Here is a 23,927-nt window from a genome sequence, read left to right on the forward strand (position 1 = left end):
TCTATATAAAAACATATCGTTTTCCCTAGAAATCCAGAATCAAACACAATAAATTGTCTTTTTTTTGTATTATTCAGTCCGCAAGAGATTCACCAAGCAAGTTGACGCGATAATTCCAAGGGAGACCAGCAATGAAACTTATCCGCAGCATCCTATCCGTATCAGCCGGCCTGCTGCTATCGACATCGGTCGCCGCCTCAGGCGCCTTCGACTTTCGCGGACCGATCAGAGTAGTCGTGCCATTTGCGGCCGGAGGAGCCACCGACAACATTGCGCGCGTACTCGCTCCGGGATTGGAAAAAGAACTCGGCAAGACCGTTGTGGTTGAAAACCGCCCGGGAGCAAGCGGACAGATCGGAGTCTCATATGTAAAGAAAGCGCCCGCGGACGGATCAGTCCTTTTGCTTGCACTCGATCACTCCGTCGTTATTGTGCCGCTGATCACTCCCAGCGCAGACTATGATGCCATCCGAGACCTTACAGCATTGGGCACCATCGCCAGATTCGAATGGACATTCGCGGTTCCCAACAGCAGCCCCGCAAAAACCCTGCAGGAGTTTGCGCAACACATCAAAGACAATCCTGCCAGCCGGCACTACGGCGTTCCCCTGATTGGAGGCATGCCCAATTTCATGGGGAAAAGCGTGGGAGATATGGCAAACGTATCGATGGAGCCAATTCCCTTTGGAGGTTCTGGACAGTTGATGCCTCAATTAATGGGTGGCCAACTGGCATCAGGAGTAACTGGCTCCCCCGAAGGGGTCATCATGCACGATGCGGGAAAAGTACGCATCCTGGCTATCACCGGAGAAAAGCGCTCCGCTCTCTTGCCGGACGTCCCCACATTTTCCGAACTTGGCATGACAGATCTTTCCTTGAGCAGTTTCAATGCTTTTTTTGCTCCCAAAGGCATACCTGAAAAAACAGCGCAAGCTTTCAACAACGCACTGCGCAAAGTACTGACGGATCCAAATGTCCGAACCAAAGTGGAAGAGATGTCGATGGAGCTTGTACCCAGCTCCACCTTGGAATCGGCGAAAACCGAACTGGAGTCTACCTATAAATTCTGGAACTCCATAGATAGAGGCCTGCAATAAGTGTCTGCCAACCAGTACCGTGCCGGCCTCTCAGAGGCCGGCGTACATCATTCAGCGGGAATTCATGCCCCCTCATTCGTTCTTCCTGAGGGAGCTTGCGACTGTCATATGCATATATTCGACAATCGCTATCCCTTTGCTCCCGTCGCCCCCCTGAAGCATGGCGATGCCAGCCCCAGCCAGTATCGTAAATTGCAGCAGCGGCTGGGCTTGCAGCGCATGGTGGTCGTGCAGCCATCATCTTACGGCACCGACCACCGCGTGCTTCTGAATGCTTTGTCTTGTTTCGGTCCAGCGGCAAAAGGCATTGGAGTCATCACCCCCGAAACAGACGCGGCAACATTGCGGCAATTGACTGATGCAAATGTAGTTGGCGCACGTCTCAATCTCGTCCAGAAAAGCGTTACCGATACTGGCATGCTGGACAAGCTGGCTCCTGTACTACGCATGCTCGGCTGGCATCTGCAGGTTCATTTGCCGCCACAGTTTTTTATTCGGGTGATCAATCAGTTGATTGAACTGAAAATTGATGTCGTCATGGACCACTTTGCCGGTATCTGCCATGACGAATCGCTCAAAGACAGGGTCGATCAAGGAGTTCTGAGACTGATGGACAGCGGGCACGGCTGGCTCAAGCTCTCGGGTGCATACATGATGCACCCAAGCCCTCCTCATACCAGCGCCATGCTCGACTCTTTCGTATCAAAGTTGGTAGCACGCTACCCCGACAGGCTGGTATGGGGATCGGACTGGCCACACGTTACAGAACGAGAAAAGCCAGATGACGCAAAGCTGCTGGATCTGTTCGCCCGATGGGTGCCTGACCCCGGTATACGGCATGCGATACTCGTTGAAAACCCACGGCAACTCTATCGCTACCACGATTCGATGAGCACAAGGCAGTAAAGCCGCAGACAAACGCCTGATATAAAAAAACAGGGGCGCGTCACCAGCGTGACCACGCCCCTGTCTCTCAGGTTATGCCGGGCTCTACGCGCCCTGGCCCATTACGAGGCCGGCTCTGCTTCCTTGGGAGGCTTGCCGTCGCCGCCGACGGCATCCTGAATGGACTTGTCAGCCTTGGCTGCGCCTTCCTTGATGGCATCACCCATATCGCTCATCTTCTCCGAAGCGGAATCCTTCAGATCTCCCGCCTTTTCGGCGATGGTCGAGCCGGCTTCCTTGGCGTCTTCCTTCAGTTGCGCGCCAGACTGCTTGAGCGAATCCGTTGCGCTGCTGGTGGAAGACTCGGGCGCCGGCGTGGGTTCCGGGGCTGGTGCGGGCTCGGGAGCTGGCGCCGGTCCAGGCACCGGAGCGGGAGCAGGCGACTCAACTGCCGGCGCACTTCCTGCCGGCGCCTCGGAATCATTGCTGTCCGAGCAGGCTGCCAGCAGGCCCAGGGAAATGACAGCCGCCATTGCGAAGTAAGTACGGTTCTGTTTCATACAATTTCCTTCCTGATCCTAAGTCGCCTTTGATGCTGTGCCGCGACGGTGCGACGAACGCCCGGCTGTGCTGACTACAGGCTCGCTCCAGTTACTGGGGAGATGCCCCGGGAGCCGGAGCAGACTCGGGTGCCGGTGCGGGCTCGGGAGCGGGCGCTGGAGCCGGGGCTGGGGCCGGAGCAGGCGATTCAACTGCCGGCGCATTTCCTGCCGGCGCCTCGGAATCGTTGCTGTCCGAGCAGGCCGCCAGCAGACCCATGGAGATGACAGCCGCCATTGCGAAGTAAGTACGATTCGTTTTCATGCAATTCCCTTCCTGTTCCTAAGTCGCTTTTGATGCTTTGCCGGGACGGTGCGACGAGCGCCCCTGCAGCAACTACAAGGTCATTCTAGTCACTGCTCACCAGGGAGAAAGGGACCCTGTGTAAATCCTGATGACAGAAATCACATTAAGATCGCCAAAAAAATCAATGAAAAACAATCACCTATATTGAGCTAGGGTAAATCCCAAGCCTTGCCGGCAACACACCTCGACACAAAAGCCTCGCTGTTACAATTAATTGTTACATCAAAGATGCACCAGCATGCCCTCTTTCCGCGCGCATGTCCCGTTTTGGTGCAAATCAGCAATGATTGCGCACCAAACCGACGCCTTTTTGTCCGCCAGAAAGGCAAAACGCAGGGAACGGCAGGCGAATCGCACCCTGGCACGCCAATTGCTTCATGAAAACCGAACCTCCCAACAAGGAACTGCCATGAAGCTCATTACAGCCATCATCAAACCCTTCAAGCTGGAAGACATACGCGAAGCCTTGTCTCAATTAGGCGTCCAGGGCATGACGGTTACCGAGGCCCGGGGCTTCGGCCGCCAGAAAGGCCATACGGAACTCTATCGCGGCGCCGAATACGCCGTCGACTTCATTCCCAAGCTCCGGGTGGAAATCGCCGTGCGCGACGCTGACCTTGACCTGGTCCTGGAAAGCCTTTGCGCGTCGGCCCAGACCGGACGCATCGGCGACGGCAAGATTTTCGTGACCCCTCTGGAACAGGCGATCCGCATCCGTACGGACGAACGCGGCGAAAGCGCGCTCTGAGCCGACCGGCAGAGAAGCCGAAGCCTTAGTCCCGCCCAACCGAACCGCAGCGCTGCGCCAACCCATCAGGGGTATGAACGCAGCTCCATGCTCTCAAAGGAATATTGATATGAACGCAACCGATCTGGCCTGGGTCAGCCTCTCGACCCTCCTGGTACTGATGATGGTGGTGCCCGGACTCGCTCTCTTCTACGGCGGCCTGGTGCGCAGCAAGAATGTCCTGTCCGTCTCCATCCAGGTGGTCACCGCATTCGCCCTGGCAATCGTATTGTGGTTTTTCTATGGCTATTCGCTGGCCTTCACGGAAGGCAATGCCATTATCGGCGGCCTCTCCCGGCTCGGATTCTCGGGCATGTTCGATCTGTCCGCCGACTCCTACGCCCTGTCGGGCAGCATCCCCGAACTGAGCTTTGCCGCCTTCCAGGCTACGTTCGCGGGCATCACCTGCGCCCTGATCGTGGGCGGCTTTGCCGAGCGCGTGCGCTATAGCGCCGTTATCGTGTTCCTGACCATATGGATGACGCTTTCCTACTTGCCCATCGCGCATATGGTATGGGCTCCGGGCGGCTGGCTGTTCGAGCGCGGCGCGCTGGATTTCGCAGGCGGTACTGTCGTGCACATCAACTCCGGCATCGCCGCGCTGGTTGGCGCATGGTATGCGGGCAAGCGCCTGGGCCACGGCCGCGAGCCGATGCAGCCGCACAACCTGCCCATGACGCTCACCGGCGCAGCTTTGCTGTGGGTGGGCTGGTTCGGATTCAACGCTGGCTCGGCCCTGGGCGCCAATACGCAATCCGCCCTCGCCTTCTTCAACACGCTGCTGGCGACCGCGGGCGCGATCCTGGCATGGCTAGTCGTGGAGCGCATCGTCAAGGGCAAGCCTTCGCTGCTGGGCGCGGCTTCCGGCGCGGTCGCGGGCCTGGTCGGCATCACACCGGGCGCAGGCCTGGTCGGCCCTGTCGGCGCCCTGATCATCGGCATTGCCGCCGGCGCGATCTGCGTCTGGGGCGTCAACGGGCTGAAGCGCATGCTCAAGGCCGACGATGCGCTGGACGTGTTCGGCATCCATGGCCTCGGCGGCATCATCGGCGCGCTGCTGACCGGCCTGTTCAATGCCCAGGCGCTGGGCGGACCCGGCCTGGACAGCCTGTCCGCCGTACCCTACCAGCTCTGGCTGCAACTGGAAGGCGTGCTGATCACGCTGCTCTGGTCCGGCCTGGTTGCATGGTTCGCTTGCATCGTCGCCAACGCGGTCTGCGGCTGGCGCGTCAGCCAGGAGGAAGAAAGCATCGGCCTGGACATCGTCTCGCACGGCGAATCGGCCTACCACAACTGATTCCGGCCGCTTCAACGGTCGAAAGGCGCTGTTTCCTCGAAGGGCAGCGCCTTTTTCCGTGCCGGGGTTCCCGCTACAGATCGTTCAGATCGATGCGCTGCGCCCTGTTCAGGGCGGAAGCGACCTTGTTGCGCAGTGCATTCGTGTGGGACTCACGAACTTCCTTCTTGACGTCCAGCAGTTGCTGGGGATGCATGGAAAACGCCTTCAGGCCCAATCCCAGCAGCATGCGCGTCATGGCGGCATCGCCCGCCATTTCCCCGCAAATGGCGACATGCTTGCCCGTGCGTTCGCCTGCATTGATCGTATTGGAAATCAGGCGCAGCACGGCGGGATGCATGGGATCGTACAGATCGACGACCTCGCTGTCGCCGCGATCGACCGCCAGCGTGTACTGGATGAGATCGTTCGTGCCGATGGACAGGAAATCCAGCGCCTCGACGAAGGGCTCGATGGCGATCGCAATGGCGGGGATTTCCACCATCGCGCCCACCTGCACATTCGTTGCGATGGCCTGTCCACGCGCGATCAACTGTTCTTTGGCGATCGCAATGGCGCGGTATGCCGCCTTGACCTCGTGCATATGCGCAATCATGGGCAGCAGGATGCGCACGGGGCCATGCGCGGAAGCGCGCAGCAGCGCCCGCAGCTGGGTCAGGAACAGTTCGGGATTGGCCAGGCAATAGCGTATGGCCCGCAAGCCCAGCGCCGGGTTGGTGGCCACCGTAGTCTCGCCATCCAGCGTCTTGTCCGCCCCGATATCGAGCGTGCGAATGGTCACGGGCCTGCCATTCATGGTCTTCACCACAGACGTATATGCCTGGTATTGTTCTTCTTCGCTGGGCAGATCGCTGCGTCCCATGAACAGGAACTCGCTGCGGAACAGGCCGATGGCATCCGCGCCCGCAGCCAGGGCGTCAGCCGCCTCTTCCGGCAATTCGATATTGGCTTCCAGGCTGATGTTGACCCCGTCGAGAGTAATCGCGGGGGCATCACGCAGCAGTTCCAGCGCCGCGCGCTCGTCCGCGTACGCCGCCTGTCTGCGGCGGTATTCCAGCAGCACTTGCGGCGATGGGTTGACGACCACCGCACCGCTGGTGCCATCGGCGATCAGAGTGTCGCCATCCCGTACCAGCGAACGGATATTGCCCAGGCCAAGGACGGCGGGCACATTCATGCTGCGGGCCACGATGGCGGTATGCGACGTCGGTCCGCCAAGATCGGTCAGGAAGCCGCCGAACCTGCCGCCGCGCAGCTTCAGCATGTCGGCGGGAGAGATATCGCGCGCGACCACGATCAGCGTATCGTCCCCCGCATCCCATCCGTCGGCGGGCAAGGCGGAGTGGGCGCCGGTCATGACGCGCAGCACGCGCTCGATGACCTGGCGCACATCGGCGCCCCGCTCGCGCAGGTACTCATCCTCCATCAGCGCAAACTGCTCGCCCAGCAACTGGCCCTGCGTGGTCAGCGCCCATTCGGCATTGTAGAAGCGCTCCGCGATCAGGACCGCCGCAGCTTCTTCCAGCATGGGATCGTTCAGCAGCATGCTATGGACGGACAGCAGCGCTGCCATTTCCTTGGGCGCATCTTCCGGCAGATTCTCCGCCAGCGTATCCAGGTCTGCGCTGGCCGCGCGCAGCGCAGACCTCAGGCGTTCCGTTTCCGCAGCCACCTCATCCGAGGAAATGCGATAGTGCGGCACTTCCAGAGCCGCCGCCCCCATGACGACCGCCCGTCCGATCACGAATCCCTTGACCACGCCAAGCCCCTGCAGGCAAAGCATGGCCCCCATGCGCGACGATGTATCTGAAACTGCGGCAGTCTGTATCATGAAAAAAATGTCCCCGCGCTACGCCTTCTGCTTGCCGCCCCGAAAGAGGACGTTTTTAACCTTGAAACGGCCCGGCGGCAAAAGCGCCGGAAAAACCTGCATTCGATATCAATCGGGTTCGCCGAAGCGGTTGGCGAACAGTTCCTGGATTTCCTGCAGGGCCTGGTCTTCGTCCAGGCCTTCGGCATCCACGGTCACCGTCACGCCCATCCCCGCGGCCAGCATCATGACTCCCATGATGCTTTTGGCGTTGACGCGCTGGCTGCCCCTGGCGATATGGATTTCGCTGACGAACTTCGCGGCAAGCTGCGTCAACTTTGCCGCCGCCCTGGCATGCAGGCCCAACTTGTTACTGACGACGATATCGATGCTTTGCATAGGGTGTTCTTGTCAAAATATATGGGTAATGCGATGGTGGCACAGGGCCAGCCATCTTGTCGATGCGGGAAAGCGTGAAAGGACGGATCAGGGATTGCAGCAGGCTTCGTCGGCGGAAACGATGCCGCGCAGCGCTCCCTGCCGCACGCGTTCCGCCAGTTTTTCCGGCTCGCGCGACTGGTCCGTGAGCGCCTTGAGCACCATGCAGACATTGGTGCCGGTGATCAGATGGGCGACCAGCCCCCGGGCCATGCCCTGCTTCAGGGCCTGCACCGCGATATTGAAGGGAGTAGCGCCATACAGATCGCAAAGCACCAGGGTTTCGTCGGCCGAGTGCTCCATCAGCAATTGCTCCAGCCTGGGAACGAGATCCTCTGGCCTGCCGTCGGGGGGCACGTCGAACACGGTCATGTCTGGCCGCCTGCCCAGCACGTGCTCGGCGCAGGCGGAGAACGCGGCCCCCATGGGCTCATGCATGACCAGTACGATGCGCACCATGTCGATCAGCCCCCTGCCGCCCGCTCCAGGGCATCGGCGAAATGTCCCGCCACGTCGAAGCCGGTCTGTTCGGTGATTTCCACGAAGCACGTCGGGCTGGTCACGTTGATTTCCGTGACGTTGCGTCCGATGATATCCAGCCCGATCAGCAACAGCCCTCGTCCGGCCAGTTTCGCGCCGATGGCTTCGGCCACCTGCCGGTCGTGCTCGTCGATGGGCTGCGCGACGCCGCGGCCGCCCGCGGCCAGGTTGCCGCGCGTCTCGCCGGCCAGCGGGATGCGCGCCAGCACATAGGGCAGCGGCTTGCCGTCGATGATCAGCACGCGCTTGTCGCCGTCGACGATTTCCGGAATGTAGCGCTGCGCCATGATGGTCTGCGTGCCATTGGCGGTCAGGCTTTCCAGGATGGAACCCAGGTTGTGCTCCCCGGGGCGCAGCCGGAAAATCCCCGAGCCGCCCATGCCGTCCAGCGGCTTGACGACTACGTCGCCGTACTGGGCGTGGAATGCCCGCAGGCGCGCCATATCGCGGCTGACCAGGGTGGGAGCGGTGTATTCCGGGAATTCGGTGATGGCGAGCTTTTCGGGATGGTTGCGGATCGCCGAGCCCGTATTGAAGACTCGCGCGCCCTGCGCCTGCGCATGATCGAACAGGTGCGTTGCGTACAGGTATTCCATGTCGAACGGCGGATCCTTGCGCATGAGTACCGTATCGAACGCGGCCAGCGCCTGGTCCGAAGGCTCGCCTTCGTCCCGCCACCAGCCTGTTTCGTGCAGGTCCGCATCAGGCATCAGTCTGATGGCCTGTGTCCGTGCCTTGACCTGCCCCAGCTCGATATAAAGATCGCCCATCAGCGCCACGCTGAGCGTATGGCCGCGCGCGGCCAGCGCCCGCATCATGGCGACGGAGGAATCCTTGTATGCCTTCAGCTGAGGCAAGGGATCGATGACGAACAGAACATGCATAGTGCGCACCTGGTTATTCGCGAGCCCTGGGCTCCGAAAGGAAAAGCGCCCCGCGATCCCGCGATGGGCGCGCGAGGCATTGCGTGCCGACGCATCCCGACGGATGCGCCTTGGCCTGCTTCAAACCGCTTTTTTGCGTGGCGCCAGCACCATGATCATCTGGCGGCCTTCCATCTTGGGCATGGATTCGACCTGGCAGATCTCGACGAGGTCGTCGCGCACGCGTTCGAGAACACGCATGCCGAGTTCCTGGTGAGCCATTTCGCGTCCGCGGAAGCGCAGCGTTACCTTGGCCTTGTCGCCGTCCTCGAGGAAGCGGCGCAGGTTGCGCAGCTTGACCTGATAGTCGCCTTCGTCGGTGCCGGGGCGGAACTTGACTTCCTTGACCTGGATGACTTTCTGCTTGGCGCGGGCTTCGTGCTGGCGCTTCTGTTCCTGATACTTGAACTTACCATAATCCATCAGACGTGCGACGGGGGGCTGTGCGTTCGGCGCGATCTCGACGAGATCGACGTCGTGCTGTTCTGCCAGGTCGAGCGCTTCGGAGGTTCTTACGACCCCCAGCTGTTCTCCATCAATACCAATGAGACGTACCTCGGGGATACGGATTTCACCATTGATGCGATTCGACTTTTCGGTTGCGATGTCTAAAACTCCCAGAATTGTTCAATATGACGCGTGCCGTGCATTGGACGGCTGTTACGCGCGCGTTTCGATTTCATGCTTCAGGCGAGCGATGAACTGGTCCAGCGGCATGACGCCATGGTCCGCATTTCCCCGGCCCCGCACGGCCACCGTACCGGCCTCGCGCTCTTTGTCGCCAACCACCAGTATATACGGGACCTTCTGCATGCTGTGCTCCCGGATTTTACGAGTGATTTTTTCGCCACGCAAATCCGGAGACGCCCTGAATCCTTGCTTCACGAGGCTTGCCGCGACCTCGGCCGCGTAATCCGCGGAAGGATCGGAGATGCAGCACACCACGACCTGCTCCGGCGCCAGCCATGCGGGCATGGCGCCCGCGTGGTTTTCTATCAACATGCCGATGAAGCGCTCGAGCGACCCCAGAATGGCGCGATGCAGCATCACGGGCGTGCGGCGCTGGTCATTGGCGTCGACATACTCGGCTCCCAGGCGCTGCGGCATGGAAAAATCGACCTGGATCGTGCCGCACTGCCAGTGGCGGCCGATGGCGTCCTTGAGCGTGTATTCGATCTTGGGGCCATAGAAGGCGCCCTCGCCCGGCGTGACCTCGTATTCGCAGCCCGTGCGTTCCAGACTATGCATCAGCGCCTGCTCGGCCTTGTCCCAGACTTCGTCGGAACCGATGCGCTTTTCCGGGCGCGTCGCCACCTTGTACAGGATCTCGCCGAAGCCGAAATCCGCATATACCTTCTTGAGCAGCGCCGTGAACGCCGCGCACTCGTCCTGCAACTGGTCTTCAGTACAGAAGATATGGCCGTCGTCCTGCGTGAAGCCGCGCACGCGCATCATGCCGTGCAGCGATCCCGAGGGCTCGTTGCGGTGGCACTGGCCGAATTCGCCGTAGCGGATGGGCAACTCGCGATAGGAATGCAGGCCGGCGTTGTAGATCTGCACATGACCCGGGCAGTTCATGGGCTTGAGGCCGTAGACGCGATTCTCGGATTCGGTCGTGAACATGTTCTCGGCATAGTTGTCCCAGTGGCCGGTCTTCTTCCAGAGGGACAGGTCCAGGATCTGCGGCGCCTTGACCTCCTGGTAGCCGTTGTCGCGATAGACCGCGCGCATGTACTGCTCGACCTGCTGCCACAGAATCCAGCCCTTGGGATGCCAGAAGATCAGGCCCGGGGCCTCTTCCTGGAAGTGGAACAGGTCCAGTTCACGGCCGATGCGGCGGTGGTCGCGGCGCTCGGCCTCTTCCAGCATGGTCAGGTAGGCCGCCTGGTCTTCCTTGGTCGCCCAGGCCGTGCCGTAGATACGCTGCAGCATCTCATTGTTGCTGTCGCCGCGCCAGTAGGCGCCGGCCACTTTCATCAGCTTGAACACCTTCAGGTGGCCCGTGGAGGGCACGTGGGGGCCGCGGCACAGGTCGATGAAATCGCCTTCGCGGTACAGGCTGATGGTTTCGTTCGACGGGATGGAGGCGATGATCTCCGCCTTGTAGTCTTCGCCGATGCCCTTGAAGAACTTGACTGCATCGTCGCGCAGCCATTCTTCGCGCGTGACCGTTTCGTTCTTGCGCGCAAGCTCGGTCATCTTCTTCTCGATAGCCTGCAGGTCTTCCGGCGTGAACGGGCGCTTGTAGGAGAAGTCGTAATAGAAGCCGTTGTCGATGACGGGGCCGATGGTGACCTGGGCGTCGGGGAACAGTTCCTTCACCGCATAGGCCAACAGGTGCGCGGTCGAATGGCGGATCAGATCCAGGCCGTCCTTGTCCTTGGCCGTGACGATGGCAAGCTGCGCGTCCTGGCCGATGGTGTAGCTGGTGTCGACCAGTTTAGGCTCAGCGTCGCCGATGGTGACACGGCCCCCCAGCGCTGCGCGCCCAAGTCCTGTTCCGATGGAATGCGCGACTTCGGCAACCGTGACGGGACCGGGAAACTCTCGCTTGGAGCCATCCGGCAAGGTGATCTGAACCATTCGTGTGTCCTGACAAAGCAAAAACGCGGCCAATCGCCGCGTTGTAAGGTGAATTATCTTGCTGCTGGAGCAAAGGAAAATCGACGCGGCAACACTCAGTTGAGCCGTGTGGTGGTAGTTCGCGTCGTCTTCAAATGCATGGTTTCTTCAAGAAATCAGAAATATTGCTGTAGTTTTCTATTCTAACATTATTCGCTGGTTTCGATGAAAACTTCCCTACCCCGGGAGCTAGGCCAATCCAGCAGCATCGGCATGCCCTCGATGCTTCAAAAAAAGCCAAGCGCCCCAGTCTAAACAGCTGCCAGCGTCAGCGTGGCAATATCGGATAGCGGAGTCCTTGAGGACGCCGCGGGCTTCCGAAGGGAAGGCGGGGGTTGTCGGCGGGCGTGTTTGAGCGCCGGCGCAGCCGGCGCGAATTCGCCCGCCGCCCGCCTGGACGAGGAAGGCGCGGGAAGCCTGGCCGAAGGCCAGGCCGTCCGATGGCGCAGCTATCCGATATTGCCACACTGACGCGACAGAAGAAAGATTTCCACCGCCGCAAAAAAATCAACCGAGCCAGCGCCGCGCATTGCGGAACATGCGCATCCACGGAGTGTACTGGCCTCCGGAATCCTTTTCTCCCCAGGACTCGGGCGCCCAGGACATCATCACATTGCGCGTCACTCGCTCGGGATGCGGCATCATGATCGTGAAGCGGCCATCCGCCGTCGTCACGCCGGCCAGGCCTTGCGGGCTGCCGTTCGGATTGAACGGATAGCGTTCCGTCACCTGGCCGTAATTGTCCACATAGCGCAAGGCGGCATGTACGTTGGCGGCATCGCCTTGGTGCGTGAAATTCGCAAAGCCCTCGCCGTGCGCGACGGCGATCGGCACCCGGGCCCCAGCCATATCCTTCAGGAAAATGGACGGGGATTCGGGGATTTCCACCAGCGACAGGCGCGCCTCGTATTTCTCGGACTGGTTGCGCGTAAAGCGCGGCCAATGCTCCGCGCCCGGAATCATGCCGGCCAGCGCCGCCATCATCTGGCAACCATTGCACACGCCCAGCGCGAACACATCCGGCCGTGCAAAATAGGCCGAGAACTGGTCCTGCAGATCCGCATTGAAGCGGATCGTGCGCGCCCAGCCTTCGCCCGCGCCCAGCACGTCTCCATAGCTGAAGCCGCCGACGGCCACCAGGCCCTGCACACCGTCCAGGCGCACGCGGCCGGACAGCAGGTCCGTCATGTGCACGTCCCAGGCTTCGAAGCCCGCCGTATCGAACGCCCAGGCCATCTCGACCTGGCTGTTGCAGCCCTGCTCCCGCAAGATGGCGACCCGGGGGCGCGCGCCCTTGGCGATGTACGGCGCGGTGATGTCTTCCTGGGGATCGAAGGCCACGACCGGGCTCAGGCCTGGATCCTTCGCATCGGCCCACACATCGAATTCGGCCTGTGCGCATTCCGGATTGTCGCGCAGCGCCATGATGCGGCGGCTGACTTCGCTCCACTGCTGCGCCAGCTCGACGCGCGGCGCCTGGTAGATGCACTGACCGTCGCGGTAGAACTGGATCTCGTCCAGGGCGTTCAGCCCGCCGATCACATGCGAATGGCGCGACAGGCCGGCTTCGCGCAGGCGCTGCATGACCGCATCGCGCTGCTCGCGCGGCACCTGGATCACGGCGCCCGCCTCTTCGGCGAACAAGGCCTTGAGCGTCAGCTCATTGCGCTGCAACGCCACCTGTTCGGGACGGATCTTGTAGTCGCCGCAATCCTCCGTCAGCGGATCGATCGTCAGCATATCCACATTGATGGACACACCCACACGTCCGGCGAATGCCATTTCCGCTACCGTCGCCAGCAAACCGCCGTCGGAGCGGTCGTGGTAGGCCAGGATGGCGCCGGAGTCCGTGAGCTCGCGCACGACGGTAAAGAAAGAGCGCAGCAGCGCAGGATCTTCGATATCCGGCGCCTGATCGCCCACCTGCGAGTATGCCTGCGCGAATACCGATGCGCCCAGGCGGTTCCGGCCCTGCCCCAGGTCGATCAGGATCAACGAAGTATCGCCCGCATCTGTACGCAATTGCGGCGTCAGCGTGTTGCGCACATCTCCCACCGGCGCGAACGCGGTAATGATGAGGGAGACGGGAGCCAGCACTTCCTTGGCTTCGCCATTGTCATCCCACTTGGTACGCATGGACAGGGAGTCCTTGCCCACGGGAATGGACAGCCCCAGCGACTGGCACCAGGCGCTGACGGCGGCAACCGTGTCGAACAGCGCGGCATCCTGGCCCGGCGCGCCGCAGGCGGCCATCCAGTTGGCCGACAGTTTGATGTCTTCGAGCGCCTTGACATCGGCAGCCGCCAGATTGGTCAGCGCCTCGGCGATCGCCATGCGGCCCGAAGCCGGCGCATCCAGGATCGCCAGCGGCGTACGCTCACCCATGGCCATGGCTTCGCCGCGTGTGCCTTCGTGATCGGCCAGCGTTACCGCGCAATCGGCCACAGGCACCTGCCACGGGCCGACCATCTGGTCGCGGCTGCAGAGCCCGCCCACCGTGCGGTCGCCGATCGTGACAAGAAAGGTCTTGTTGGCCACCGTGGGATGGCGCAGCACGCGGGAAATAGCCTCGCCCAGCTCGATGGAAATAATGTCCAGCTGCTCGGATACTGGCTCCTGGCGCTGCACATCGCGTGTCATGCGCGGCGGCTTGCCCAGGATGACGTCGATGGGCACGTCGACCGGCCTGCCTTCGTCGGCCGCCGCCTCGGCGTGCGCGGCCGACGTTGCCGACAGGCTTTCCTGCGGCAGGTACTTCGCCAGATCCACCGGCAGGCCTTCGCCATAAGTCACGCGCAGCTGGCGCTCTTCTGTCGCCACGCCGACCACGGCGTACGGGCAGCGTTCACGGCGCGCAATGGCATCGAAACGCGCCAGGTCCTCGGGCAACAGCGCCAGCACATAGCGCTCCTGCGACTCGTTGCTCCAGATTTCGGCGGCGGACAGGCCCGACTCTTCCAGCAGCACCTGCTGCAATTCGAAGATGGCGCCGCGGCCCGCGTCGTTGACCAGTTCGGGGAAGGCGTTGGACAAGCCGCCCGCGCCCACGTCGTGGATGGCCAGGATGGGATTGGCCTGGCCTTGCTGCCAGCAGCGGTCGATGACCTCCTGCGCCCGGCGCTCCAGCTCGGGATTGCCGCGCTGCACGGAATCGAAATCCAGTTGCGCGCTGTTGGCGCCGGCGCTCATGCTGGATGCCGCGCCGCCGCCCATGCCGATACGCATGCCCGGACCGCCCAACTGCACCAGCAGCGCGCCCGGCGGCAGAGGATCTTTTCTGGTCTGCGTGTGTTCGATGCTGCCCAGGCCGCCCGCGATCATGATGGGCTTGTGATAGCCCCAGTTGCGCCCGCCCGCCGGCTGTTCGTAGGTACGGAAATAGCCCAGCAGATTGGGGCGTCCGAATTCGTTGTTGAACGCCGCGCCCCCGATGGGGCCTTCGATCATGATGTCCAGCGCGCTGGCGATGCGATCGGGCGCGCCGACAGGATTCTGCTCCCAGGGTTCGAGGGCATCGGAGAAGCGCAGATCCGAAACAGTGAAGCCGGTCAGGCCGGCCTTGGGCTTGGAGCCGCGACCGGTCGCGCCTTCGTCGCGGATCTCGCCGCCCGCGCCGGTGGCCGCGCCGGGGAACGGCGCAATCGCCGTCGGGTGGTTGTGGGTTTCCACCTTCATCAAGGTGTGCAGCACGGTTTGCTCGCGGCGATAGACCGAGCCCGAGGGCGCCGCGCCCGCCGGCCGGCTGGCCCAGTCGGGATCGGCGCGGAATACCGAGGCCTCGCCGCCTTCCATGATGGCCGCGTTGTCGGAATAGGCCACGACCGTGCCCTTGGGCTGGGCCGCATGCGTTTCGCGGATCATGCCGAACAGCGTGCGATCCTGGGCGACGCCGTCGATGACCCATTGCGCATTGAAGATCTTGTGGCGGCAGTGCTCGCTATTGGCCTGCGCGAACATCATCAGTTCGACATCGTTGGGATTGCGGCCAAGCTGGCGGAACGATTGCTCGAGATAGGCGATTTCGTCGTCCGACAGCGCCAGCCCCAATTCCTGGTTGGCTTTCCACAAGGCATCGACGCCCTGGCCCAGCACGTCGACCACCTGCTTGGGCTTGCCCGGCAGCGAGGCGAACAGTGCCTGGCCGTCGAACGAAGCGTCCACGACGCTTTCCGTCATGCGGTCGTGCAGGCAGGCTGCGATCCGCGCCAGTTGCGCGGACTCGATGGTCTTGCTGCCCAGCAGGCCGCGCGACGGCGTAATGCGGTAGCTGATGCCGCGCTCGACGCGGCGCACCTTGGCCAATCCGCAGTTGTGCGCAATGTCCGTCGCCTTGCTGGCCCACGGAGATACCGTGCCCAGGCGGGGAATCACGCGCAGCACCAGGTCGTTCTTGCCTGGCTCGGAGAGGGATTCGGTACCGTACTCGAGCAGCGCGGCGAGGCGCTCATGCTCGGAGGCGTCCAGCGACTCGCCCAGCCAGACGAAATGCTCGAAACCGGCCTGGATGTCGGCCACGGGCAGGCCTAGCTGCGAGAAACGCTGCAGCAGGCGCTCGCGGCGGAATTGGGACAAGGCGGAAGAACCGGGGAAATGCAGAATGGAATTCACGGCGCGCAGACAGGAAACAAGAGGGAGAATCCGGCATTTTAGCGGCTTGCTGGAACCAGCGGGGAATTCTGCGCCGCGCCTTGTCCTTTCCGCGCCATGCGTCCCGCTGGACGGCAATGCGTCAATCAGCGCTCGCCCGCTATTACTCGCGGGATACGGCTCATCGGGACGAAGACCAACCTCTCTCAGGTTTCCGGATAGTGCACTTCCAGCACGTCCAGCTCATCGATGCCGGCCGGCGTGCGCAGGGTCACGGTGTCGCCCTCCCGCGCCTTGGTCAGCGCGCGCGCCACGGGGGAAATCCAGCTGATGCGTCCTTCCAGCGGCTCGGCCTCGTCCACGCCGACAATGGTCACGCGGAATTCCTCGCCCGCCTTGTCGGAATAGACCACGGTCGCCCCGAAGAACACCTGGTCGCGATTGGGCTGCTGTGCGGGATCCACCACCTCGGCCATTTCCAGCCGGCGCGTCAGGAAGCGGATGCGGCGGTCGATTTCGCGCAGGCGCTTCTTGCCGTAGAGATAATCGCCATTCTCGGAGCGATCTCCGTTGGACGCCGCCCAGGACACAGTTTGCACGACGGCCGGGCGTTCCTCGTTCATGAGATGGACCAGCTCGGCGCGCAGGCGCTCGTAGCCTTGCTTGGTCATGTAGTTCTTGGATCCGGCCGGCAAGGCTACCGCCGCCACGTCCAGATCGTCGTCGTCATCCCCTTCGTTTTCTTTGACAAATGCTTTGTTCATGCCTTTTCCAGGGAAAACAGCGAAGCCTTTCCCTTCCAGTGAATTCAGGAGTTTCCAGCGTTATACCCAATCCTGCCACACCGGGACAAGGTCCTTGGGCAAAGGAGGCAGATCCCCCAGGTCCAGGCGGCTTTCGGATACGCCATGGAAATCCGACCCGCAGGACGCCTGGAAGCCGTAACGGCGCGCCACCTGTGCATATTCGACGTACTGCGCCGGCGTATGGCTGCCCGTATTCACCTCGACCCCCACGCCGCCCAATTGCCGGAACTCGTCGAACAGCGCGTCGAACTGGATGTCGGAATACTTATAGCGCCCCGGATGCGCAATGATCGCCTTGCCGCCGGCGCCCACTATCCAGCTCACCGCCTGCTCCAGCGTGGACCACTGCATCGGCACATTGCCGGGCTTGTCGTCCGCCAGCCAGCGGTCGAACACTTCCTGGACGGTGGCGCAATAGCCCTGGTCCGCCAGATAGCGTGCGAAATGCGTGCGACTGAGCAGATAGGGGTTCGCCGCGTACCGGAGCGCCCCCTCGTAGGATCCGGGCATGCCGAGCGCCGCCAGTTGGTCGCCCATCTGCCTGGCTCTTTCGACGCGCCCCTGCCGTATCCAGGCCAGCCCATCGCTCAAGAGCAGATTGTTCGGGTCCACGTTCAGCCCGACGATGTGCACCGTGCGGCGGCACCAGGTCACGGAGATCTCCACCCCGTCGATGAAGCGCATGCCCAGCGACTCCGCCACCTCGCGCGCGGCGGGAAGCCCCGACAATTCATCGTGATCCGTCAACGCCCACATGCGCACGCCATTGTCATGCGCGCGCTGCGCGACCTGGCCGGGCGTGAGCATCCCGTCGGACACCAGGGAGTGGCTGTGCAGATCGACTTTCCAGGTTGCGGCATCCAAGATGAAACTCCTTTATTCCAGCAGAAAATCCGCTATCCGCTGCACCTGCTCATCCTGCATCAGCGATGGAGCATGGCCGACGCCGGGAACCTCGTACAAGGCCGCATTGGGGTTGCGCACCAGCATTTCCTGGGCGGTTGCGCTGCTCAACAGATCCGACTCCTGGCCGCGCACCAGCAGGATCGGCGTCCGGATGCTTTCATAGGCCGCCCACAGGATGGCCTCGGATCCTTGCAGCGCCAGCGGAGTCTGCTGCATGATGGGCTCGGCGATACGCAGATCATAATGCTTCACCCAGCCCCCGTCATGCGACAGGAAGGCATTGCGCGTCAGCGCCTCCCACTGGGCCTGCGTGTGTCGACCGAATCCCGCGGACGTCCGGCGGACGTACTCCACCGCTTCGGCAAAATCCTTGAAACTCTCGGGCCGGCCGACGTACTCCGCAATGCGCTCCAGGCCGTTGCCGCCCAGCCTGGGGCCGACATCGTTGAGCACGATTTTTCCCAGCCGCAGGCCCGCATCGGACGGCAATTCCGACGGTACGATACGCACGGGCCGGTTGGCCTCGGAAAAAGCCAGCGATCCGGCAAACCCCAGGCCGATCAGCCCTCCCATGGAGGTGCCGATCCAGTCCAGCGACGCCGGCCTCAGCCGTGCCAGCAACGTCACGATATCCGATACATACTGCGGAATGGCGTAGCTGGAAGCATTGATGGCCCAGTCGGATTGCCCCCGCCCCACGATATCGGGGCAAACGACACGGTAGTGCGCGGACAGGCGCCGCGCAATCACGTCGAAATCGCGCCCCATGCGTGTCAGCCCGTGCACGCACAGGAGTACGTGGTCATTCCTCGGGTCGCCCCACTCCCAGTACGCCATGCGATGCGTGCCGAACGGACTGATGCACGTCACGTAATCCAGCCTGGGCTGGCTGTCCTGTTGATCTGTTGCTGCGATATCCGGCATGGCAAGACTCACTGAAGCGTATGACGTCCTGATTGTAGCGTCTGTGTTTCCAGTAATTGCTGACGGCCCATCCTCGCCGGGTGCGCCGTACCGTCGACTGGCAAGCGGATCCGGCTGGCCAGTCAGGCCGGCAACAGGGATGATGCGAGGCTCGAAAGAGCTGAAGGCTTGCCGCGCCGCAAGTTTGGCCGCAAACTATCGACAGGGTTCGGCAGTCTTGCAAGAACCAGAACCAGAGCCAGAGCAGCGCGCCCGCCCGCTCATGAACATCGACAACACCGGGAATCCCTCATGCCTTACGTGAATATCAAAGTGACCGGCGGCTCCGAAGCGCCGACCGTCGAACAGAAACAAGAGCTGATCCGGGAGGTAACGCAGCTTCTCGCTCGCGTGCTCAACAAGAATCCTGCCACCACGTTCGTCATCATCGAAGAGGTCGACATGGACAACTGGGGCGTGGGCGGAGAAAGCACGACGGTGCGCCGCCAGAAGGCCAAGGCGCAGCAACTAACGTAATCGTAATCGGACTGTGGCAGATTTCAATGATGGGCAACCCCGGGCGCCTGCGCGCCTACCGCTGCCAATAGCGAGACCGATCCACCCGCTCGGCCGTCACTGAAAGCCCCCGGCTCGAAGACTCCGCGCTCACCGCGCCATCCAGGTCCGTGCGCCAGAAGGCTGCGCCCTCGCGCTGCCAGCGCCGCTCCACCGCCGGATGCGGGTGGCCGAAACGATTCCACATGCCCGCCTGCGCTATGACGTGGCGCGCCCGCAGGGTCTGCGCCAAGACCTCGGAGGAGGAGCCTCGCGATCCGTGGTGCGCGGCCAGCACGATATCGGCCCGCCCCAGTCCCCTCTCCACCAATAACCGTTCCTGGGCCGCGCCAATATCTCCCGTCAACAGCAGGCTGTGATGCTCACCCTCGACCAGCAGCACGCAGGAATTGGCATTGCTGTCGGCCTTGGAAGGCTTGCCGGCGCTCGATGTCCAGACCGTGTTTCCGTGCAGTGGCCAAATCACCGAAAAACTCACGCCATCGGCCGTCCAGCGCATGCCGTGCACGCAATCCGTCATCGCTTCTGGCCTGGGAATGGCGTCCCGGGGCATGCCCAGAAGACGCTCTTCCTTCGCCAGCCATGCCTGCAGATCGAAAGGTGCGTACGATTGCAGCACCGGCAGCGACTGCAATACTCCCGACGCGCCGCCCGCATGGTCCAAATCGTCGTGCGATACGATCATGGCATCCAGGCGGCGTATACCGCGCGCCTTCAGGTAAGGAGCAATGGTACGCGAGCCCTCCTCGCTGTCCGGACTGCGGCGCACGCCCGCATCGAACAGGAACGCATGCCGGCGCGTCTGGATCACGATGGCGGAACCTTGCCCTACGTCCAGCGCGGCCATGCGCCAGCCTCCCTCTTCCGGACGCTTCGGCTCCCAGAACATGGCCGGCAGCAGCAATAGCCAGCCAGCTCTCCTGATGCGCGGGCCGCAAGGCATGAGCGCAAGCACCACGCCCCCGATCGCCAGCAGGGTGATCGCCCACGGCACGGCCGCCGTAGCGATGCTGGCCGCGGGAAGCATCACCAGGGCATCCGTCGGGATCATCATCCATGCCAGGATCTGGTGCCCGGATATCGCCAGCCACTCCGCCGCCACCGTCATGCCCGGCATCGCGGATGCTGCCGCCAAAAGCAGGGCCAGCGGAGTCACCAGCAGGCTGATGATGGGAATCGCGTAGGCATTCGCCAGAGGCGACACCAGGGACACCTCGTGGAAAAGCCTGCCCAGCACGGGCATCAGGGCAAAGGACACGGCAAGCTGCAGGCCGCAAGCGAACAGCAGCGCCCTGCGCCACCGCACCCAGCACGGCTGCGATGCCGGCTCGCCCCCATCCTTGCGACTCCCATACAGCATGAGAATGGCGACGGCGCCAAAAGACAGCCAGAAGCCGCTGGCCATCGGCGCCCAAGGATCCATCCACACCACCAGCCACGCCGCCAGCAGCAGGATGCGTGACGATCCCGGTTGCAGCCGAACGGCATAGGCCGTGGCAATGACCGCCAGCATCAGGAAGGTGCGCCGCGCAGGCACCCCCCAGCCCGCCAGCAGGCAATAAAGCCATGCCACCAGCAGCGCCGACATGGCCGCCGCCACCTGCGCAGGCATGCGCTCCGCCAGCCAGACGCCTTTCCAGCGCAGCCGCCGCCAAAGCCAGAACATGGCGATTCCGCCGAGCGCGGCAATCATCGTGATATGGGATCCGCTGATGGCGATAAGATGGCTGATGCCTGCGCGGTTGAAGGCCTGCCAGTCGCTGGGCCGCACTCCAGCCTGGTCGCCGATGGCCAGCGCCAGCAGCACCGGACCGTAGCGCATGCCTTCCAGATAAGCGCGCATCCTCTCCCGCACCAGGTAGCGCGTACGCTGCGCCACGACTTCGATACTGTGGAACGGCTCGTCGCGCAGCAGGACGGGACTGCCCCGCACGCTGCCCTGCGCCCTGACGCCTCGCGCAAAAGCATGGCCCTCGTAGTCGAATCCGTGCGGATTGCGCGCGCCCGACGGCGGCCGCAGGTTCAACGCCATGCGCCAGACCTGCCCCGGCAGCAGCGCGGGAAAATCCGCAGCCGGCGCATTGCCGCCGTATGGGCCTTGCCAGCCTTGCGCGGACCAGGAGATTTGAATGCTCCGGGGAACGCCCTTCGGCATGGAGTCCAGCACCTCGGCCTCCACGCTGCGGTTCTGCGACGACTCCCGGACCAGGCCAACGATGCGCAGCTCCACTCTGGAAACCTTGTCGATGTCATCCGGATGCAAAGCATCCGCGACACGCGTATCAACACGCCATGCTGTCAGCGACACGGATACGGCAATGCACAGCAGCCACAAGGCGGCGGCGATGCACCAGAACGACGCCTGCCCGGGCCTCAGCAGCCACGCGCCGCAGCTGGCCGCGACAGCGAGCACGGCCGCCGCCACGCACCAGGACAGCCACTGCGCCAAGACCGGCTGCGCCGGCAGGAACACAACCAAACCGATCGACGCAAGGCTGACGGCCAGGCAACTGCGGCCCAAGGGGAAGCGCTTGTTTTCCATCCAAGCCACCAAGCTCCATGCTCAGCCAGCGCGGAGCATATAGAAAACAGGCATGGTATCCGCGGACTACCGCGCGAAAAGCGGTCCGGAGAGGAAAATAGCCGGCTCGGAAAGTACGGACTCTAAATGACCCTCAACTCTTACCGCCTCAGCCATCCTGGCCCGGCACATTAACCATCCAGAGAATGCCGAAGCGGTCGCGCACCATGCCGAAGCCCGGCGACCAGAAGGTCTCGGCGTAGGGCATGTGGATTTCCCCGCCCTGCGCCAGGCCGTCGAAGAAGCGCTTGCCCTGCGCCGCATCCCCAGCCTCGACGGACACCCACATGCCCTGGGGCCGCTGATAGGGCCCGCCGCAGGCTTCATCGCCTCCGGGAAAAGCATCGGAACCCATTAGCCGTCCGCCGCCAAGCTGCAGTTGCGCATGCATGATGCGGTTTCTGGCCTCTTCCTGCAGCGGAGGCATGCCTTCCATGGACTCCATTTCACCGAAAGTGGCCTGGTAGACGATGGCGCCGCCGAACAGTTCGGCATAGAAAGCGAAGGCTTCGGCGCAGTCGCCGTCGAAATTGAGATAAGGCGTGAACGACATGGAGATCTCCTCTGTGTAGGACGCCCTGCCGCCGGAACCCCTATCGGAGAGCCGGCTCCGGCAGTGAAGAACTCCGGCCCAAGACGGGGGCGTCTTCGGCGCCGCATGGATACTGCCTCGCTCGACCTCGGCCTGAAGGCCGAGGCTTGCGCGCGTGGCCAGGTGTGTACAACGTACACATCAATGCTAGAGGCTAGAATGGACACTGTCCACATGAAAAATGCATGGAGTTGTATCCGATGGCCGCTGTCCAGCCCCCCGCCTCCCGAGCCACCTATCATCACGGCGACCTGCGTGCCGCCCTGATCGAATCAGGCCTGGCGCTGGTGCGCGAGGGAGGTCCTCCGGCCCTGGTGCTGCGCGAGGTCACGCGCCGCGCCGGCGTGGCGCCCAACGCGGCATACCGCCATTTCGCCAACCACCAGGCGTTGTTCGAGGCGGTGCGCGCGGCGGCGCTTGGCGCCCTGGCGCGCGCCATCGAAGCCGAATTGCGGCATGCCGAAGCACTGGCCGACCCCGTGGAACGCGCGCGCGACATGCTGGCGGCGGTGGGCCGCGGCTACCTTGGCTTTGCGCAAGCCGAAACCGGCTGGTTCCGTACGGCTTTCGCCTTCGGCCAGCACGACGTGGCTGTCCCGACAGATCCGGCACGCACGGGCGAAAAAGGGCTCAATCCTTTCGAACTGCTGGGCTATGCGCTGGATGAGATGGTGCAGGCCAAGGTACTGCCCGCCGAGCGTCGGCCCGGCGCCGAGTTCCTGGCCTGGTCGGCCGTGCACGGCCTGGCGCTGCTGATCATCGACGGACCGCTGCGGCACGCAACTTCCGAGACGCGACGCGGCCTGGGTATGCGGCTGCTGCGCATGGTCGAACTGGGATTGTGAGCAGGCTCATGCCAGCGCCGCCAGCCTGGGCAGGGCCCGACAGGCGTTGACTGTCGTCCGCCGGCGGATCTCATCCACGTTTCGCGAACGCAGCATAGCCAGCTCTTGCGCGATGCGCGCCAGTTCCGCGGGGGCGTTGCGTCCCTTCGCTTCACCCGGCAAGGACAACCACGAAGGCGGAATGTCGGGCGCGTCCGTTTCCAATACGATGGCCTCATCCGGCAGAGTCGCCGCCAGCCTGCGGATCTGCAGCGCCCGATCGAACGTCATGGCGCCGCCAAAGCCAAGCACAAAGCCCTGGTCCAGGAACTGCCGCGCCTGCTGGAAACTGCCGTTAAAGGCGTGGGCAATGCCGCCGATCTGCGGGCGCTTGCGCAGTTGCTTCAGCAATGCGTCCTGCGACTTGCGCACGTGCAGGATCACAGGCAGGCCGTGGCGTACCGCCATATCCAGCTGCGCCGCGTAGAACCGCTCCTGTTTCTCGCGCATGAGCGGTTCATTCAAATCATCGACGAAAAAATCCAGCCCGATCTCTCCGATCGCGACCAGCCTGGGATCGCCGGCATGCTCGGCAAGCTGGCGATCCAGATCCTCCAGGTCCGTCTCGTCGGCATCTGGCACATACAAGGGATGGATGCCCAGCGCATAGGCCCCGGCCCCTTCGGGCAAGGCATGCGCAAGCTCGCGCACCGCGGAAAAATTGGCCCTGTGCACGGCCGGAATGACGATGCGCCCGACCCCCGCCAACAAAGCATCCGCCGCCACCAGCATCCGGTCGGAATCGAATTCCGGCGCATCCAGGTGGCAGTGGGTATCGATCAGCATG

At 62.8% G+C, this 23,927-nt stretch carries 20 protein-coding genes; 6 read left to right on the top strand and 14 right to left on the bottom strand.

The genetic code is table 11. From position 1 onward, the window contains the following. The first annotated feature begins 131 nt into the window (after positions 1-131). Positions 132-1,097, top strand: a complete 966-nt coding sequence (locus tag EV686_RS17570) for a Bug family tripartite tricarboxylate transporter substrate binding protein (protein ID WP_132478267.1) — start codon at positions 132-134, stop codon at positions 1,095-1,097. 108 nt (positions 1,098-1,205) lie between these two features. Continuing rightward, positions 1,206-2,003, top strand: coding sequence for an amidohydrolase family protein (locus tag EV686_RS17575; protein ID WP_132478268.1), 798 nt, complete (start codon positions 1,206-1,208; stop codon positions 2,001-2,003). A gap of 101 nt (positions 2,004-2,104) precedes the next feature. Here the strand turns inward: EV686_RS17575 and EV686_RS18755 are convergent, their stop codons facing one another. Then, entirely contained in the window at positions 2,105-2,542 is a 438-nt protein-coding gene (locus EV686_RS18755; RefSeq protein ID WP_207901868.1) for a hypothetical protein, read from the bottom strand. Positions 2,543-3,297: 755 nt separating this feature from the next. Between EV686_RS18755 and EV686_RS17590 the strand changes: the two genes are divergently transcribed. After that, positions 3,298-3,636, top strand: coding sequence for a P-II family nitrogen regulator (locus tag EV686_RS17590; protein WP_132478269.1), 339 nt, complete (start codon positions 3,298-3,300; stop codon positions 3,634-3,636). 109 nt (positions 3,637-3,745) lie between these two features. Beyond that, positions 3,746-4,972 (top strand): ammonium transporter, encoded by a 1,227-nt coding sequence (locus EV686_RS17595; RefSeq protein WP_132478270.1) that lies wholly within the window; start codon positions 3,746-3,748, stop codon positions 4,970-4,972. A 73-nt stretch (positions 4,973-5,045) separates the two neighbouring features. Here EV686_RS17595 and ptsP read toward each other — a convergent pair whose 3' ends face one another. The 10 genes from ptsP to EV686_RS17645 form a co-directional block, all read right to left on the bottom strand. Then, on the bottom strand, positions 5,046-6,755 hold the full coding sequence (ptsP, locus tag EV686_RS17600) for a phosphoenolpyruvate--protein phosphotransferase (protein ID WP_279389504.1): 1,710 nt from the start codon (positions 6,753-6,755) through the stop codon (positions 5,046-5,048). Positions 6,756-6,911: 156 nt separating this feature from the next. Then, on the bottom strand, positions 6,912-7,181 hold the full coding sequence (locus EV686_RS17605) for an HPr family phosphocarrier protein (RefSeq protein WP_132478272.1): 270 nt from the start codon (positions 7,179-7,181) through the stop codon (positions 6,912-6,914). Positions 7,182-7,268: 87 nt separating this feature from the next. Then, positions 7,269-7,679 carry a PTS sugar transporter subunit IIA gene (locus tag EV686_RS17610; protein WP_132478273.1) on the bottom strand — a complete coding sequence of 137 codons (411 nt, stop codon included), beginning with the start codon at positions 7,677-7,679 and terminating at the stop codon, positions 7,269-7,271. 5 nt (positions 7,680-7,684) lie between these two features. Further along, positions 7,685-8,644: a glutathione synthase gene (gshB, locus tag EV686_RS17615; protein ID WP_132478274.1), complete on the bottom strand. Its 960-nt coding sequence runs from the start codon at positions 8,642-8,644 to the stop codon at positions 7,685-7,687. Between the two features lie 120 nt (positions 8,645-8,764). Further along, positions 8,765-9,304: a translation initiation factor IF-3 gene (gene infC / locus EV686_RS17620; RefSeq protein WP_207901873.1), complete on the bottom strand. Its 540-nt coding sequence runs from the start codon at positions 9,302-9,304 to the stop codon at positions 8,765-8,767. Positions 9,305-9,343: 39 nt separating this feature from the next. Then, on the bottom strand, positions 9,344-11,266 hold the full coding sequence (gene thrS / locus EV686_RS17625) for a threonine--tRNA ligase (RefSeq protein ID WP_132478276.1): 1,923 nt from the start codon (positions 11,264-11,266) through the stop codon (positions 9,344-9,346). 546 nt (positions 11,267-11,812) lie between these two features. Then, the gene (gene purL / locus EV686_RS17630) at positions 11,813-15,913 is read right to left on the bottom strand and encodes a phosphoribosylformylglycinamidine synthase (protein ID WP_132478277.1); all 4,101 of its coding nucleotides are present in this window, start codon (positions 15,911-15,913) and stop codon (positions 11,813-11,815) included. Between the two features lie 185 nt (positions 15,914-16,098). Beyond that, positions 16,099-16,656, bottom strand: coding sequence for a transcription elongation factor GreB (greB, locus tag EV686_RS17635; RefSeq protein ID WP_132478278.1), 558 nt, complete (start codon positions 16,654-16,656; stop codon positions 16,099-16,101). A gap of 60 nt (positions 16,657-16,716) precedes the next feature. Further along, on the bottom strand, positions 16,717-17,562 hold the full coding sequence (locus EV686_RS17640; protein WP_132478279.1) for a PHP domain-containing protein: 846 nt from the start codon (positions 17,560-17,562) through the stop codon (positions 16,717-16,719). A 12-nt stretch (positions 17,563-17,574) separates the two neighbouring features. Further along, positions 17,575-18,528, bottom strand: coding sequence for an alpha/beta fold hydrolase (locus EV686_RS17645; RefSeq protein WP_243650944.1), 954 nt, complete (start codon positions 18,526-18,528; stop codon positions 17,575-17,577). A gap of 291 nt (positions 18,529-18,819) precedes the next feature. Here EV686_RS17645 and EV686_RS17650 point away from each other — a divergent pair, with 291 nt between their 5' ends. Beyond that, the gene (locus tag EV686_RS17650) at positions 18,820-19,044 is read left to right on the top strand and encodes a tautomerase family protein (RefSeq protein WP_132478280.1); all 225 of its coding nucleotides are present in this window, start codon (positions 18,820-18,822) and stop codon (positions 19,042-19,044) included. A 55-nt stretch (positions 19,045-19,099) separates the two neighbouring features. On the opposite strand, the gene EV686_RS17655 is transcribed toward EV686_RS17650, so the two are convergent. Both EV686_RS17655 and EV686_RS17660 read right to left on the bottom strand, forming a co-directional pair. Then, entirely contained in the window at positions 19,100-21,625 is a 2,526-nt protein-coding gene (locus EV686_RS17655; RefSeq protein ID WP_132478281.1) for a DNA internalization-related competence protein ComEC/Rec2, read from the bottom strand. Positions 21,626-21,773: 148 nt separating this feature from the next. Then, positions 21,774-22,217: a VOC family protein gene (locus EV686_RS17660; RefSeq protein ID WP_132478282.1), complete on the bottom strand. Its 444-nt coding sequence runs from the start codon at positions 22,215-22,217 to the stop codon at positions 21,774-21,776. Positions 22,218-22,441: 224 nt separating this feature from the next. Here EV686_RS17660 and EV686_RS17665 point away from each other — a divergent pair, with 224 nt between their 5' ends. After that, complete coding sequence (locus EV686_RS17665; RefSeq protein WP_243650945.1) at positions 22,442-23,101, top strand: TetR/AcrR family transcriptional regulator; 660 nt, start codon at positions 22,442-22,444, stop codon at positions 23,099-23,101. A 6-nt stretch (positions 23,102-23,107) separates the two neighbouring features. Here the strand turns inward: EV686_RS17665 and EV686_RS17670 are convergent, their stop codons facing one another. After that, on the bottom strand, positions 23,108-23,926 hold the full coding sequence (locus EV686_RS17670; protein WP_132478283.1) for a TatD family hydrolase: 819 nt from the start codon (positions 23,924-23,926) through the stop codon (positions 23,108-23,110). Position 23,927 lies beyond the last annotated feature (1 nt).

Origin of the sequence: Paracandidimonas soli, from assembly GCF_004342005.1 — a bacterium.
Classification (GTDB): domain Bacteria; phylum Pseudomonadota; class Gammaproteobacteria; order Burkholderiales; family Burkholderiaceae_B; genus Paracandidimonas; species Paracandidimonas soli.